12 protein-coding genes are annotated in these 15,449 nt (G+C 48.6%); 7 read left to right on the top strand and 5 right to left on the bottom strand.

Annotation, left to right across the window (positions count from 1 at the left end):
• The first annotated feature begins 416 nt into the window (after positions 1-416).
• The 4 genes from A3842_RS03830 (at position 417) to A3842_RS03815 (ending at position 5,777) form a co-directional block, all read left to right on the top strand.
• Positions 417-1,982, top strand: coding sequence for an acyl CoA:acetate/3-ketoacid CoA transferase (locus A3842_RS03830; protein WP_074085154.1), 1,566 nt, complete (start codon positions 417-419; stop codon positions 1,980-1,982).
• Positions 1,983-2,008: 26 nt separating this feature from the next.
• Entirely contained in the window at positions 2,009-3,244 is a 1,236-nt protein-coding gene (locus A3842_RS03825) for an L-lactate MFS transporter (protein ID WP_074100499.1), read from the top strand.
• A 45-nt stretch (positions 3,245-3,289) separates the two neighbouring features.
• Entirely contained in the window at positions 3,290-4,234 is a 945-nt protein-coding gene (locus A3842_RS03820; RefSeq protein ID WP_074085156.1) for a DUF561 domain-containing protein, read from the top strand.
• A gap of 184 nt (positions 4,235-4,418) precedes the next feature.
• The gene (locus tag A3842_RS03815; protein WP_244169706.1) at positions 4,419-5,777 is read left to right on the top strand and encodes a sigma-54 interaction domain-containing protein; all 1,359 of its coding nucleotides are present in this window, start codon (positions 4,419-4,421) and stop codon (positions 5,775-5,777) included.
• 14 nt (positions 5,778-5,791) lie between these two features.
• On the opposite strand, the gene A3842_RS03810 is transcribed toward A3842_RS03815, so the two are convergent.
• Entirely contained in the window at positions 5,792-7,126 is a 1,335-nt protein-coding gene (locus A3842_RS03810; RefSeq protein WP_074100498.1) for a sugar phosphate nucleotidyltransferase, read from the bottom strand.
• Between the two features lie 14 nt (positions 7,127-7,140).
• The gene (locus tag A3842_RS03805) at positions 7,141-7,953 is read right to left on the bottom strand and encodes a DUF6492 family protein (protein ID WP_074085159.1); all 813 of its coding nucleotides are present in this window, start codon (positions 7,951-7,953) and stop codon (positions 7,141-7,143) included.
• A 208-nt stretch (positions 7,954-8,161) separates the two neighbouring features.
• Between A3842_RS03805 and A3842_RS03800 the strand changes: the two genes are divergently transcribed.
• Both A3842_RS03800 and A3842_RS03795 read left to right on the top strand, forming a co-directional pair.
• The gene (locus tag A3842_RS03800; protein ID WP_074085160.1) at positions 8,162-8,917 is read left to right on the top strand and encodes a YheC/YheD family protein; all 756 of its coding nucleotides are present in this window, start codon (positions 8,162-8,164) and stop codon (positions 8,915-8,917) included.
• Positions 8,918-9,236: 319 nt separating this feature from the next.
• Positions 9,237-10,439, top strand: a complete 1,203-nt coding sequence (locus A3842_RS03795; RefSeq protein WP_244169700.1) for an NAD(P)-dependent malic enzyme — start codon at positions 9,237-9,239, stop codon at positions 10,437-10,439.
• Between the two features lie 71 nt (positions 10,440-10,510).
• On the opposite strand, the gene dhaK is transcribed toward A3842_RS03795, so the two are convergent.
• Together dhaK and A3842_RS03785 are read right to left on the bottom strand one after the other, a co-directional pair.
• The gene (dhaK, locus tag A3842_RS03790; RefSeq protein ID WP_074085161.1) at positions 10,511-12,271 is read right to left on the bottom strand and encodes a dihydroxyacetone kinase subunit DhaK; all 1,761 of its coding nucleotides are present in this window, start codon (positions 12,269-12,271) and stop codon (positions 10,511-10,513) included.
• A gap of 6 nt (positions 12,272-12,277) precedes the next feature.
• Positions 12,278-13,411 carry a glycerol dehydrogenase gene (locus A3842_RS03785; protein WP_074100497.1) on the bottom strand — a complete coding sequence of 378 codons (1,134 nt, stop codon included), beginning with the start codon at positions 13,409-13,411 and terminating at the stop codon, positions 12,278-12,280.
• Positions 13,412-13,683: 272 nt separating this feature from the next.
• On the opposite strand from A3842_RS03785, the gene A3842_RS03780 reads away from it, so the two are divergent.
• On the top strand, positions 13,684-14,730 hold the full coding sequence (locus A3842_RS03780; RefSeq protein ID WP_074100500.1) for a PocR ligand-binding domain-containing protein: 1,047 nt from the start codon (positions 13,684-13,686) through the stop codon (positions 14,728-14,730).
• Here the strand turns inward: A3842_RS03780 and A3842_RS03775 are convergent.
• Positions 14,703-15,323, bottom strand: coding sequence for a TetR/AcrR family transcriptional regulator (locus tag A3842_RS03775; protein ID WP_074100496.1), 621 nt, complete (start codon positions 15,321-15,323; stop codon positions 14,703-14,705). The genes A3842_RS03780 and A3842_RS03775 overlap by 28 nt on opposite strands.
• Between the last annotated feature and the right edge of the window lie 126 nt (positions 15,324-15,449).

Genomic DNA, 15,449 nt, shown 5'->3' with positions numbered 1-15,449 from the left:
AAATAACCGGTGTTCATTCTGGCGGGATCTGTAAGATTTACTGAATGTGAAGGATCACTTTCCTAATTATTTTTATCTCTGCCCATTATAGGATGTTCGGGTGTTGCAAATTTGCGACTGTTGCTGAAAGCGATAGCGGGAAAAGCGGGATTCATATTACCTGCCTATACTGCCTGGGGTAGATATGATTAGGGGGGGAATGCTCCTCAAAAGGTTGCTTTCAACAAGGGGAGTCGCAATTTATCTACAGAAAAAAGCAAGGATTTTAAGCGGGTTTAGGAGCCTTGACCCTATATATTTTCTGTAATACTATGACGGTGTGAAATGTTTCACAATCACTTTTGACCTTAGGCATACTACGGATTTATTGACTTTGTTATGAATGTGAAAATGTTCACGAAAGAGGGAGTGGGGAAATGACAAAAGTAATTTCAGCCGCAAAAGCTGCAGAACTGATTCAAGATGGAAGTACAGTCGCAGCAAGCGGTTTTGGATTATCCTGTTGGGCAGAAGAAATGGGTATTGCGATTGAAGAGCGGTTCTTACAAACCGGACATCCGAAGAACTTGACGGTGATGCACGCTAGTGCAGTAGGCAACCGCCGTGATAAGGGAATGACCCACCTGGGTCATGAGGGGTTAATTAAACGCTGGATCGGCGGGATTGCAATCGCTTCCCCTGGCATGGCGAAACTGATCGAAGAAGACAAATGTGAGGCATACAATTTGCCCCAAGGCGTAATCACTCAGTTGTACCGTGAAATCGCAGGTAAACGTCCGGGGGTCATTACAAAAGTGGGTATGGAGACGTTTGTGGATCCCCGGGTAGAGGGCGGTAAAATGTCTCCATCTACAAAGGAAGACATTGTAAAGGTCATTGAACTCGAAGGTGAAGAGTGGCTATTCTATAAATCTTTTCCGATTCAGGTTGGATTGATCCGCGGAACCGTGGCTGATGAAAAGGGGAACTTAACGCTTGAAAAGGAAGGTCTTCATATGGAGGTTCTTCCTATTGCCCAGGCTGTGCGGAACTCCGGAGGCATCGTCATCGCTCAAGTGGAGACGGTTGCCAAGAATGGCACACTGAATCCGAAAGATGTTAAGGTGCCGGGAATTTTAGTGGATTATATTGTGGTTTCTAAACCGGAAAATCACTTCCAGACTGAAAACACCTATTATAATCCGGCATTCTCCGGTCATGTAAAGGTACCTATTGAGAACATAGATACCATACCTTTAGATGAGCGTAAAATCATTTCCCGCCGGACAGCAGTTGAACTTGTACCGAACACGATCTTGAACCTTGGTGTTGGGATTCCGGTTAATGTTGCCACAATAGCAGCGGAAGAGGGAGTAAGCGAACAGCTTATTCTTACCACAGAGGCTGGATCCATTGGCGGTGTGCCTGCCAGTCTGAAGGACTTCGGACATGCCTTTAACTCCGAGGCCATTGTAGATCATGATGCGCAGTTTGATTTTTATGATGGCGGCGGGATTGATTTATCCGTGCTTGGCCTAGCTCAGACCGACGAATATGGCAATGTGAATGTGAGCAAGTTTGGCACTCGTGTAGCGGGTTGCGGTGGGTTTATCAACATTTCCCAGGCAGCCAAAAAACTTGTTTTTGCCGGTACATTTACCGCGGGTGGTCTTGAGATCAAGGTGGAGAATGGAAAACTGCAAATCGTTCAAGAAGGAAAAGCAAAGAAGTTTATTAAAAAGGTGCAGCAAATCACGTTCAGTGGTTCCTATGCCGCGAAAGTAAAACAACCGGTTGTTTATGTGACTGAACGGGCAGTGTTCGAACTGCTGGACGGGAAAGTTACTTTAACTGAAATCGCACCAGGGATTGACCTTCAAAAGCATATTTTAGACCAAATGGAATTTGAACCGGTTATCTCACCAGACCTCAAAGAAATGGACTCTGCCATGTTCGAGGAACATTGGGGAAAACTGAAGTCTATTATTAACGGGAAAAACTAAAATGTACAATAGAGAGGGAAGATGATATGAACGTAGTGTTGAACCGGTGGAGGATCCTGATCGCGTCAGTGATCATTAATATCTGTGTGGGTGCAGTGTACGCCTTTAGTATCTTTGCATTGCCTTTAACCAAAGTATTCGATGTTACAATGCCGGATATTATGTTGGCATTTACCATTAACGCAGCAATCGCTCCTATTCCAATGATTTTGGGCGGGAAATTGGTGGACAAAGGGGGAGCCAAAAGAGCCATATTCATTGGCGGTGCCATGTTTGGGCTTGGATTTATCCTATCCGGTTTGGCAACCGCACCATGGATGCTGTATATCACCTATGGAGTAATTACCGGAGTGGGCCAGGGGATTGTGTATTCTGCTACCATTGGTAACACAGTTAAGCTATTCCCGGATAAAAGAGGGCTGGCTACAGGGATTGTAACAGCGGGATATGGCGGTGGAACCATCGTTATTGCTCCCATAGCTAATGCGTTAATTTCCAGCAATGGTGTCCAGTCTGCACTCATTACACTCGGTATTGCCTTTTTAGCTCTTATTTTAAGCCTGGGTCTGTTGGTTAAACCAACCCCGGTCGGTTATATCCCTCAGGGTTGGACACCTCCAACTGCTGGAGCTTCTAAGGGCGGGGTTAATATCCCATGGTACGAAATGATCAAGAAGCCGATATTTTATGTAATCGCCTGTCTATTCCTGATCGGTGCATTGTCAGGAATGATGGTAACCGCAAATGCTTCCGTAATCGGCCAGAAAATGTTTGGTCTTTCAGCCGCAGCTGCAGCCCTCTATGTAAGTTTATATGCTTTCAGTAATTGCATGGGCCGTATCTTCTGGGGGGCCGTGTCAGACAAAATCGGACGTGTAAAATGTCTGCTCATGATCTATCTGGTCATTGCCGGCATGATGTTGACCATAGCTTTGTCTAATTCAGTAGCCGGATTTGGGATTGCAATCGTAGGAATTGGCCTATGCTTTGGAGGAACGATGGGGATCTTCCCGTCTATTGTTGGTGAGAAATTTGGTATGAAATACTACGGTGTGAACTATGGTGTAACGTTTATCGGGTATTCAGGGGCTGCGTTCTTCGGACCGAGAATTGCCAATAAGGTTGCAGCAGCGAACGATGGAATGTTCACGAATGCTTTTTACATCGCTTTGGTGATCTCCTTGGTTGGTTTTGCCTTAACCTTTGTTTTCAAAGCAATGGAAAAACAACAGCCCAAACAGGAGTCAACAAAAGCAGCATAGTACGCTTCAATAGGTTCATATTTAAAAAAATGGAGGATTTCAAACATGTCTATTACCAAATTATTAGGGATTAAATATCCAATATTCCAAGGAGGTATGGCTCAAATTGCCGTCTCTCCTCTAGTGGGCGCTGTTTCGAATGCGGGAGGACTCGGCGTCATCGGCTCAGGCGGATTTACAGCGGAACGTCTTCGTGATGAGATCCGCAAGGCCAAAGCCAGTACGGACAAACCCTTTGCTGTTAACTTGATGTTAATGATGAACAATATCCCGGAACTGATTGAAGTCATTATTGAAGAAGGCGTGAAAATTGTTACCACAGGCGCAGGCACTCCTGCCCCATACATGCAAACCTTTAAAGAAAATGGAATTATCGTTATTCCAGTAGTGCCATCTGTAAAAATCGCTAAGAAGATGGAAGCCTTAGGGGTGGACGCAATTGTAGCTGAGGGGACTGAAGCTGGCGGACATGTAGGTGAAACAACGACGATGGCCCTGCTCCCTCAAGTGGTTAGTGCGGTTTCCATTCCGGTTGTCGGCGCCGGGGGGATTGCAGATGGCCGTGGAGTTGCAGCAGCCTTTGCTCTGGGAGCTCAGGGAGTTCAAGTGGGTACCCGTTTCTTGGCTACCGTTGAATGCCCTACTCACGAGAACTTCAAGCAAGCCGTAATTGCAGCGGATGATACCAGCACAACGGTTACTGGACGCAGTCTAGGCGGGCCTGTAAGAAGCATTAAAAATAGTATGATTGCGGAATTTCTTAAACTTGAAAACGAAAATGCTTCCCGTGAAGAGTTAGAGAAATTAAGCTTGGGATCTTTGCGAAAAGCCGTTTTTGAGGGCGATACTGAACATGGTTCAGTAATGGCCGGACAAATCTGCGGGATGTGTAATGAAATTACAACGGTTGAAGAAATGATTACCACGATGTTTGAAGAAGCTCAAGCCGTTCTGCAGAACCTGAGTAAAATATCTGTTATTGGCGCATAATTAATTTCTGTATAAAAGAAGCTGAGCGGTATCTGTACATGATGATACCCCTCGGCTTTTTTTCTAAGCGGTATCATATATGAAAGCGGTATTTTATAATGGAGTAAGCATTTAATATAACGATATGGGACTGATAACTTTGACTAAAAAAAACAAAAAGACAGCTAAACGTCCTGTAGACGAAATGAATCAGGAATTGCCCTCTACTTTATTTGTCACTGATGCCAATGGAAATATATTAATTTCAAATGAATTTACGGCATTGACCATTGGAGTTCCGCTGGAAGAGCTGCTCAAAGCCAATGTTCAGGATTTGGTGAAGGCAGGCTTTTATAATCCTTCCATTACGATGGAAGCCATTCAAACGAAACAAAAAGTGTCGCGGAATGTGAATACAGCCAGAGGGTTTCATGTATTTTCTACAGCTATTCCTATTCTGGACAAGGATGGGGAGGTACAGCTTGTAGTGACCTCTTCCAATGAATTTAAGCAGGAAAATATAAATTTAGAAGCAGACACGCTTACTGCCCCCCAAATCAGCAAGAAATTAGAAGAAGCTGCTGCGGGGAAAGCGACAGGAATTATTGCTGAGAGCTTAGCCATGAAGCAAATTATTAAAGTCTGCAATCAAATCGCCTCCTACGACAGTAAGGTGTTAATTTATGGTGAATCGGGAACGGGTAAAGAGGTCATAGCGAAATATATCCACCGGAAGAGTGAAAAGTGGAAAGGGCCCTTTATTGCCATTAACTGTGCGGCCATTCCTTCTGCTGTTTTTGAGTATGAATTATTTGGTTATGAAAAGGGAGCTTTTGCAGGCCAGGCAGAAGAGAAAAAGGGCATGATCGAAATCGCCAATGACGGGGTTCTTTTTCTGGATGAAATTGCTGAAATGCCATTGGATATGCAAGTCAAATTGTTGCGTGTTCTAGAGAACAATGAAGTAAGAAGAGTCGGCGGGATTAGTAATATTCCCATCAATTGCCGAATCATCTCAGCGACGAACCGGGATTTATGGGCATTGGTGAAAAAAGGCCTGTTTCGGGAAGATCTGTATTACCGGATTAATGTGATTCCGATTCATATTCCACCGCTTCGCAACCGGAAATTAGACCTTGTGGGATTAATCTCAAGTTTTATCGCTAACTTCAATCAAATGTACGGGAAAAAATTCAAGTTAAGTGCAGAAGAATTCCAGAACATGTTAGTACAGCCTTGGCAAGGAAATGCAAGAGAGTTAAGAAATTATGTGGAGAGACTTGTTGTAACGGAACCTATAGATTTCAACCCGCAGCCTGAGGAGAATGTGGCAGATTGGTTTTCAATCGACCACTTTATAGATAAAAATCAACATAACCTCTCGAATCTAAAAGACTTCACAGCAGTTGTAGAGGGTCGTTACATCAGACAAGTACTGAAAGCATGTAAGGGTAACGGCACCGAGGCGGCTAAAAAACTGGGTGTGGACCGTTCGGTTATCTACAGAAAGTTAAAGAAGATGGAGGAAGTGCTGGATTCAAATGGTGGATCATCGCCACAATAAAGTAAGATTTAATGTTATAAATGAACTGATGAGCTGTAGATCGGCTGATCATCCTCTTCTTCAAGTGCCCGTATCTCAATCAGCTTCATAGCGGTAACAGCTGTGATTCCATGGCTGTCTCCCCTGGAGATTGTAAATATTCTGCCTGACTGTGCTTCAGTGGTCAAACCGTTCAGAATGACGGCTCCGTCTCCGGACAAGATCATCCAGCTCTTGCTGGAATGATGGCAGAGCTGTTCTGGCAGGGTCTGGCCAGGCAGCAGGGATAATTTGAGCGTAAGAATAAGGCCGGCACGACTTGGGGTCCGGTCGAGGACAGTATAGCTTCCCCATTTGGTTTCGCCATATCTGGGTTCTGCTGAAGCGTCCTGGATGATTTCTTTTATCCCGTTTGCGTCCTCTTTTCGGGCAAGCAGGATCCCCTCCGGACCACTTACAGCAACTACGCCGGATAAACCGATTACATGCAGCGGAATGTCCAGTTCGTTAACAATGTGGGTATTCCGGCATTCCCCCCAAATTCCGCCTGCTCCAACAACCGGCTCAGCAAGCTGGGCGGTGAGCGATCCCCAGCTTCCCAGATCCAGCCATTCACCTTCATGCCGCAGTACGACGGCTTTGTTGCTGCGTTCAGCAATCTCCTTGTCAAAGCTGCGGACCGGGAATCCGGGATACCGTTCTGTAAATGCAGCCAGTTCCACGGGCAGACCCATCTGCTGCAAATGGGCGAGCATGAAACGTAACGGAAAAGCAAAGACACCACAGTTCCATAAGGCGTTTCTCCCGATCAGCTCTTCAGCCTTGGCGGTATTCGGTTTTTCTGCAAAAGAGATCACCGGAGAATACCGCTTGCCAGCGGCGTTTCCCGGGACAATATAGCCATACTGGTCTGTGGGGTGGGCGGGCCTTGTCCCAAGCAACACAAGGTCGGCCTTAGATTCAGCTAAAACATCCGAAAATTGATGAAATAACCGGAAGAATCCGTCATCCGCATACATATCCGCCGGAGCCACGCACAAGGTGTCTTCCGGTTTAGCTGTCCCTGAGGAATATAAATAGAGGGCCCCCAGTGCGGCAGCCGTGAATGTACCACGTTTAAAGGGCTCCCCAATCACCGGATATTCACCACGGGTATGCCGCTGCATCAGACCCAGCTGATCCTTATGCGTGACGAATAAGGACGATTGATCCAGTCCGGCTTGGTGGAGCTGGCGGCATACCCGCCCGATCATGGACTCCGTACCTCCAGCCGGAGCAGGAAGTAGCTCTAGGAACATCTTGGAACGGATGCTTCCGGACAGTGGCCATAGACGCTGTCCGGAACCGCCGCATAAAAAAATGGTATGCAAGGCTGTCTGCCTCCTTAGCGCTTGGCTGGAATGGAATAACCCTTTCGATGATGGAAGGAAAGCGAGCGGTAGGTGCGGGCCAGTTTTTGAAGCCGCGCGGTACCCAGGGCGGCTGCAGATGTTGACAGAGATTTATTATTGGCCTTCTTGAGCAGGACTGAGGTGCTATCCCTGCTGTAAACATAATTGGCATAGGTTTCAAATTCGGAGAAGCCGAACTGTTTCTTCCTGTCGATACTGCGTAGAATGGCGGCATGCCACGATACCCCGTGCCGGGCTTCGATTTTTCGTTTTAACCCCGCAAGCTTTGCCCTTTCAAACAGCATGTAATGGGTGACAAAGGATTTGGGAGAAGGTGCGGCAACGCCCAGCAGCTTCCGGTACGTGCGGAAATACTCCGGCTGGCTCCAGCTTCGGCAGTAAAAGATGCTTTTGCCCCCGGAACGGAAACGGTGGGGACCGATTAGCACCGTGTCGGCATCAATGACCAGGAAAAAGTTCTCCCGGCAGATCTGATCGCCGTTCATCTTCAGCAGCTGCTGATACAGCCAGCCGGAACGGTTCCAACGGGAGGAGGAATAGTGAATATCCTTTTTGGTAAAGGGAAGAACGGTGGTTTCATTAACAAAAATACAGCCTTTGCGTGCACACAGATTCCTGATTCTGCTGCTGTTCGGCGAGACAATGTAGATATGGCTGATGGGATGCCGTACATAACGGCGAAGACTATCGATGACATAGGGGAGGGTCGCCAGATCCTTTTCAATGGCCGGGATAAGGACATCAATCGCGGGACCACTGGTCGTTAAACCTGTAATTGCTGACATAGCTTCATCTCCGTGCACGTATTGACACTTAGGGCGTCTGAACTAATGTATGCTTCATACGTACTGCATGACCGGGCAAAGACCCCTGTAAAGTTTATCTTTCTGAATGGGATATTTGCTTCATTCAGCCGGAGCTGATCCTGCATACAATGCAGTGACTATGTAACTCAGCGAGGGCGAAACCCCTCTCAGACAGGAGAGTGAAAGAGTGAAGACAAAACCGGTGAACGCTGTACAAAGCAAATGGATTAAGACCAAATTGCTGCTCCGTAATGCTTCGATCAAACCTTTTATCCCCGATACCCGAAAATTCAACAAAGGAAATCTGGAGCAGATGATTCACAGCTACGGAATGATCTATGTGAAGCCGGAACGGGGCACCTATGGAATCGGGGTCATTCGGGCTGAGCGGGGCGGAAAGAAAGGATTCACGTACCAATATGAGGAGAAGGTCCGTCACTTTGACACCTTTGAAGCCTTTCACAAGAGTCTGGCGAAGAAGACAGGCGGGAGAAGCTATTTGATTCAAAAAGGTATTCATCTGCTTAAGCATAACCGGCGCCGTTTCGATATCCGGGTAATGGTTCAGCTAAGCCCGAAGGGGGTCTGGGAAGCCACGGGAATCATTGGAAGACTGGGGCATCCGCAGAAAATTGTTACGAACTACCACAGCGGAGGCAAACCAATGGCTATAGAAACCCTGCTCTCCACTCATCTGACTTCGCACCGGCTGGGGCTGCTGACAGAGGAACTGAATAGACTGGGTACCCGGATGGCTGCTCATATGCAAAAAACCTATCCCCGTATCCGCCAAATCGGCGTGGATGTCGGTCTGGACCGGTCCCTGACGCCATGGATTATAGAAGTGAACATGAATCCGGACCCCTATATCTTCAATCAGCTTAAGGATAAATCCATGTACAGAAAAGTAATGAGGTACCGGCGGTTTGGCATGAAAAAATAAAGCTGTCACCCTGGATCGACCTGCCGCTTGAATTGGCTCTATAAGAATCCCAAGCCATAACCCCACCCCGTGGGGTTATTTGGGCATGTGTCTAACTTGAATTGCTGATAGCCATTATTATTGTCGAAAAAAAGCGAAAGAAGTTAAGAGTGTGATGTACTTCAGCGAAAAGAATGAACGAGCGATGTAGAGTGAAGAAGTTAAGCTATCAAAACTCCAATAGATTAGAACGATTATCTTGTGAATCTGGTGGGTACTACCGATAACTATTAGGTATACATACAGAGGCTCAATAACGGGATGGAGAATCAGTGGATTAATGGGGGGAGATATTGTGGAATTATTGGAAGAAATCATGTTCCTGCACAAGGGAGGGAAGCTTGAAACAACCTTAAAGAATCCGATCCGGACGAAAGAGGATTTGTCCAAGGTGTATACCCCAGGTGTAGCGAAGGTTTGTCAGGCGATTGCTGCGGATCAGGCTCAGGCTTATGAATTGACGACAAAGAAAAACACGGTAGCCGTGATATCCGATGGAACCGCAGTGCTCGGTCTGGGAGATATAGGCCCGAGAGCGGCCATGCCCGTTATGGAAGGCAAAGCGGCGCTGTTCAAGCAGTTCGCCAATGTGGATGCTGTACCGATCTGCCTTGATTCGAAAGATACGGAAGAAATTATTACGATTGTAAAAGCACTCGCCCCTACATTCGGAGGCATTAATCTGGAGGATATTTCCTCGCCCCGTTGTTTTGAAATCGAAAAGAGACTGCGGAATGAACTGGATATCCCGGTATTTCATGATGATCAGCACGGTACAGCCATCGTTGTGCTTGCCGGGCTGCTGAACGCTCTGAAGGTATGCGGTAAGCAGATCAAGGATGTCAAAATCGTGGTGAATGGCGTAGGCGCAGCCGGCATCTCTGTTTCCAAAATGCTGCTGCAAGCCGGGGCTGTGAACCTGATCGGTGTGGACCGGGAAGGTGCCATCAGCCGGACGGTTTCTTATAGCCGGACACATTGGAGCGAATTTGCCCAATTGACGAATCCCAACCTTGAGAGCGGCCAGCTGTCGGATGTAATCAAAGGTGCGGACGTCTTTGTCGGAGTTTCTGCACCGGATGTGCTGAAGCTGGAAGATGTGCTGAACATGGCTAAGGACCCCATCGTGTTCGCCATGGCGAATCCTATGCCGGAGATTGATCCCGCGATCGCTGCGCCGCATGTAAGAGTGATGGCGACGGGCCGTTCAGATTACCCGAATCAGATTAATAACGTGCTGTGCTTTCCCGGTATTTTTAGAGGGGCACTGGATTGTGAAGCTACAGACATTAATGACGAGATGAAGCTGGCGGCGGCTGAGGCGATTTCCTCGGTTATTGATCCTGCGGATCTTCATGAGGAATATATTATCCCGGATGCCTTTGACCCGCGGGTGGTGGAGAGAATCCGCGTGGCCGTTGCTGAAGCGGCATTCAAAAGCGGAGTATCCAAAAAAAACCTGCAAATCGGCGTCCATTCATGAAATAAGTAAATAAACAGCGCGGCCGTCCCAAGTGGACGGCCGCGCTGTTTATTTACAATGTTAACTGAAATTTATTTCACGCTTTCTGCAAGCGCCGTGAAGATTACACCGAGTGCGTAGGCTCCGGCATCCGGGTAGCCAATGCTGCGTTCGCCGACGGTGCCGGCTCTGCCCATCCGGGCCACGATGGCCTCTGTGCTTTTGGCGCCTTGAACGGCGGCTTCGGCGGCCTTGGTGAAAGCGTCATGCAGTGTGTCGCCCTGCCCGGCGCTGCTCTGCCACGATTCAGCGCAGGGAACCAGAGCATCAATCAGGGTTTTGTCGCCGACTACGGCTCCCCGGCCGAAGGAGCGCTTGCCGGTATCCTGAATGCCCTTGACAGAGGCGGCAAGCAGTTCAGCCACTTCATGAATGGACAGGGAGGTCTTGCTGTCAGCAGTTTTCCCTGCCGCACGGAACGCAGAGCCCCAGATCGGACCGGAAGCGCCTCCGCAGTGCTCCATAATAATCAAGGAACAGGCCTTGAGGAAGCTGCCGATGTCCTTGGAGTGATTCTCCAGGAGATCAGGCCATTCCTTTTTCAGCTGCTTGAAGCCCTTGGCTACACTCATACCGAAATCGCCGTCTCCTGCATGGGCATCCAACTCGCAGAACGGTACTTCGTTCTCGATGATAATTTGGCTCATCTGGTCGATGAGATAGATGATGTTATACAGCGACAGGCTTTCGTTCTGGATGACTGCGTGCGCAGGATCTGTTTCATTGGTATAGCTTACTTCTCTGGACTCAGACTGCTGTTCCAGCGGATCGGTATACAAAACAGGTTCTGAGGGGCCGGTGATTCTCAAGGCAGGTGTATCGCAGGGGGCGGCCAGCCATTGGTTCAGCTCATCGTCAAGATGCATCAGGGTCACTGAAGCACCGGCCATATCGATACTGGTCATATAGCTGCCAACGAGCGTCCGCCGAACCGTAATGCCGCGTTCGGACAGCTCCCGCATGACAGCATTGTTCAGAACATACAATTCCTGCAGCGGCGTGGCTCCGAAGCCATTGATAAGAACAGCTACTTCCTGACCGGTCTTACCCTCAAGCTGCAGATTTGCCAGTAGGGAGGAAATCATGCGTCCGGCAAGCTCATCGGCACTGACCACCTTTTCCTTACGGATACCCGGCTCACCGTGGATGCCGACACCATATTCCATTTCATCCTCCGCCAGCTGGAAGGTAGGTGTTCCCTTGGCTGGAACGGTGCAGGAGGTAAAAGCGAAGCCAATGCTGCGAATCTTATCCGCTGCATGCTGGGCTGCCCGCTTCACTTCCTCCAGGGACAGGCCGGCCTCCGCCGCGGCACCAGCGACTTTGTGCACAAAAATGGTTCCGGCCACACCTCTTCTGCCGACGGTATACAGACTATCCTCCACCGCGATGTCATCTTCCACCTTCACATAGTCGACCTGAATGCCGTCTTCAATGGCCAGCTGCGCCGCATTTTGGAAGTTCATCATATCGCCGCTGTAATTTTTGATGATCAGGAGAGTACCCTTGCTGCCTGCGGTACTGCGGATAGCTTGATACACCTGGATCTGGGAGGGGGAGGCAAATACATCTCCACAGACTGCAGCGTCCAGCATCCCTTGACCCACAAAGCCCGCATGGGCAGGCTCATGTCCACTGCCTCCGCCGCTGATCAGGGTAACCTTCTGTTCGTTGAGCGCTTTTTTGGAAATGACCTTGTGTTTGCTGTCAAAAGCCAGCTCTGGATGGGCCATCACCAGCCCATTACCCATTTCGCGGACTAAGGTTTCCGGCTGATTGATTATCTTTTTCATGCGCGTCTACACCCTGCCTTTCTTGAAGGCCTGACCCAGCTGATCGGCAACCGTAATCGCCGCAGCTACCGCTTCCGGTGTGACCGGGAATGGCATGGAATGGATCGATTCTTCCGGGATACAGGCTTTGCGGGCGACCTCCAGCAGTTCTTCTTTTGTAATGGATTGAACGCCGATGTCTGCAAGGCACACAGGAAGACCTACCGAAACGCAGAAAGCGAGTACTTCCTGGATTTCGAGGCTGTCTGCATTCTCCAGCACCAGCTGGGCCAGGGTACTGAAGGCTACTTTCTCGCCATGGTAATAATGATGGCTGCCTTCCAGCACCGTCAGACCATTGTGGATGGCATGCGCTGCTGCAAGTCCGCTGCTCTCAAAGCCGAGACCGGACAACAGGATGTTGGTCTCAATAATATTTTCCAGTGCAGGCGTAACCACATTCTGATCACAAGCGAGCTTGGCCTGAACGCCGTCCTCCAGCAGAGTTTCATAGCATACCCGGGCCAGGGCAAGAGCGGCTTTGGTTCCTTTGCCCTCTGTACTCACGCCTTCGCGCACACCGCAGGGGAGCCCGGCATTCACGTTGGAGAAGGACCGCGAAGTAGCTCTGGCTTCAAAATAAGTGGATAAAGCATCTCCCATTCCGGATACCAGGAACCTCGTAGGGGCTTCCGCGATGATGGTTGTATCGATCATGACTACGGATGGGCTTTGTTTGAAATATGCATATTCGTCAAATGCGCCTTCCGGTGTGTATAGGACAGCAGAATGGCTGGTTGGAGCGTCAGTTGCAGCAATGGTAGGAACGATGATTAAGGCGTCACCTTCGGCTACGCATTTTGCCGTATCAATCGCTTTGCCTCCGCCGAGGCCAATCGTACAGGCACAAGCATGTTCACGGGCCAGCGCCTGCAGCCTGTCAACTTCCTGGCGGGAGCACTCTCCGTGGAAATTGCCCGTAATCAAAGTGATCCCGAACTTACTGCTAGTGGCATCCAGCTTGGCTTGGACCCGCTGTACATCGTCCGGGTGGGCAATCAGCAGGGCCGAGTCTCCGAAGGTTTTCACAAAATACCCCAGGTTAAGCAGCTCGTCTTCCCCCTGGATATATTTGGTTGGGCTGATGAACACTTTTCTCATGACTTGTTCCTCCTAAAGTTTTGTGAGCATCGCTTCCTTGATCAGATTTCATACAAAACTGGTCTCGGACGCCTATGCTTTCGTATATCTACATTATAGACAGGGGCCGTGAGAGATGCATGGAAGGAAACTAGCGAGTTTAAGCGTTTTCAGATCGTAAATTCTTGTTATTTTCCATGAAAATATAATTATCTTGTCCTAAGGCAGCAGGATTCGATATAATTCAAGAATAGAACAGGTGTTATTCTGCCAGAGATGGGGACCGGATGATGATGCAGTCGAAATATGATCTAAAGTCGATTATTGATCTCGAGAAATGGAATGCGCTTCAGGATTCCCTGTCCCTTGTCACACAAATGGCTATAATCACAGTGGATTATAAAGGGGTTCCGGTCTCCCGGCACAGCCGCTGCCAATCCTTCTGTCAGGCGGTGCGACAGGATGCGGAGCTATCCTCTTACTGCCAGAAATGTGATGCGCGCGGGGGACTGGAGGCTGTCCGGCTGAACGAGCCTTATGTGTATTTATGCCACTTCAACATTCTGGATATAGCGATTCCCATAACGGTTGACAATCAGTATGTTGGAGCTGTGATGGCGGGGCAGGTTAGGCTGGCCGGGAACGATGACTCACGGCTGGAGCAAATTGTATCCCGTCCGGATACGCCGGGGAGCACTGGCACGTTCGCAGCCTTAAGAGAGGAATATGCTCAGCTGCCCGTGATGCCATATTCACAAGTGGAGTCTATTGCCGGGATGCTGTCCCATCTGTGCAATTATATTGTTGAAGAAGCGAGCCGGAAGAACGAAATTATGGATTTGTACCAGCAGGCCCAAGCTGCACCATCAGCTCATATTATGTCCAATAAGGCACTGGCAGATTCGAGGTATATAGCTGTTCAAGCGGGGGATAAGGAGCAGAGCGGTGAAGGTGTACTTACCGGAAGCGGAGTGACATCATTAACGACTCCAGCCGTTCCCATGGGAAGCTGTTCCAATCCAGTCCTGCAACCGGCCTTTGATTATATCTATAGCCACAAGCACGAGAATTTCACGCTGGAGAAGATGGCGCAGCTCTGCCATATCAGTCCCAGTTATTTTAGCCGGTTATTCGTTAGAGAGAGCGGAGAGAACTTCTCAGTCTACATCTCCCGGCTCAAAATGAATTGGGCCAAGCAGCTTCTGGAAACGACGGAGCTGTCAATCAATCAGATCAGTGATCAGCTCAGCTTTTGCGATGCCGGATATTTTATCAAAATCTTCAAAAAACACGAGCAGCTGACACCGGCAGCCTACCGCTCATTGGTCAGGGGAGAGTAGGGGGCTCTTAACAAAACTACCACCAGCCGGTCCATGTATTCTTCCATTTTCCGCTCCAGATCGTAGCCGCCTTCATGCAGACACCAATTGTAGATGACGCCGCGTGCAGCGATGAATAGATACTCCGTCATTTCCTCGGCAGACATGCTGTCTATGAGCTGTCTGTTTGCTTGCCCTTTCTCCAGCAGCGCCTGCAGAACATTCTGCATGTAGCGTCCCTTGGCGATGAACAACTTATTGTTGCAGGTGTACAGCTGCTTTATCGTTGCGATGCCCACATTCAGATTGTATTCCGCATAGATTTTGAAATAGTCCACAATATCATTCTGTATCGAAGCCGAAGGCTCAAGTCCTCTGAATTTCTGGTCAAAAAATCCGTCAGCCTGCTCGTACATTTCGACGAGAATGTCACTTTTGGTGGAGAAGTAGTTGTAGAAGGAACCTACGGAAACACCGGCACCACGGCAAATCTCAGCGATCGTAATGTCCTCCAGGGAGTGCTGCTTCATTAGCTTAACGGCACTTTCGAACAAGTTGCTTTTGGTCTGGATACTCTGCAGCTGCCTGGAGGTTAAAGGTTTATTCTTAAGCATTTGGTACACTCCGTCCCGGATAATCTATTTTAAATGTAGGGGCTTGGCTTTCTTTTGTCAATTCAACTTAGTGAAAATAATCACATTATTTAGTATGTTATAGTCCTATAATGAATATATTCAGTG

It is taken from the genome of Paenibacillus sp. P3E, from assembly GCF_001909045.1.
In the GTDB taxonomy this organism is placed as follows: Bacteria; Bacillota; Bacilli; order Paenibacillales; family Paenibacillaceae; genus Paenibacillus_AQ; species Paenibacillus_AQ helianthi.
This window is presented reverse-complemented; position numbering and strand designations above follow the sequence as displayed.

Coding starts and splice junctions, on each gene's coding strand:
- A3842_RS03775 (WP_074100496.1), bottom strand. CDS start 15,323: ATGCTTAAGAATAAACCTTTAACCTCCAGGCAGCTGCAGAGTATCCAG.
- A3842_RS03815 (WP_244169706.1), top strand. CDS start 4,419: ATGAATCAGGAATTGCCCTCTACTTTATTTGTCACTGATGCCAATGGA.
- A3842_RS03825 (WP_074100499.1), top strand. CDS start 2,009: ATGAACGTAGTGTTGAACCGGTGGAGGATCCTGATCGCGTCAGTGATC.
- A3842_RS03780 (WP_074100500.1), top strand. CDS start 13,684: ATGCAGTCGAAATATGATCTAAAGTCGATTATTGATCTCGAGAAATGG.
- A3842_RS03830 (WP_074085154.1), top strand. CDS start 417: ATGACAAAAGTAATTTCAGCCGCAAAAGCTGCAGAACTGATTCAAGAT.
- A3842_RS03805 (WP_074085159.1), bottom strand. CDS start 7,953: ATGTCAGCAATTACAGGTTTAACGACCAGTGGTCCCGCGATTGATGTC.
- A3842_RS03785 (WP_074100497.1), bottom strand. CDS start 13,411: ATGAGAAAAGTGTTCATCAGCCCAACCAAATATATCCAGGGGGAAGAC.
- A3842_RS03795 (WP_244169700.1), top strand. CDS start 9,237: ATGGGGGGAGATATTGTGGAATTATTGGAAGAAATCATGTTCCTGCAC.
- dhaK (WP_074085161.1), bottom strand. CDS start 12,271: ATGAAAAAGATAATCAATCAGCCGGAAACCTTAGTCCGCGAAATGGGT.
- A3842_RS03820 (WP_074085156.1), top strand. CDS start 3,290: ATGTCTATTACCAAATTATTAGGGATTAAATATCCAATATTCCAAGGA.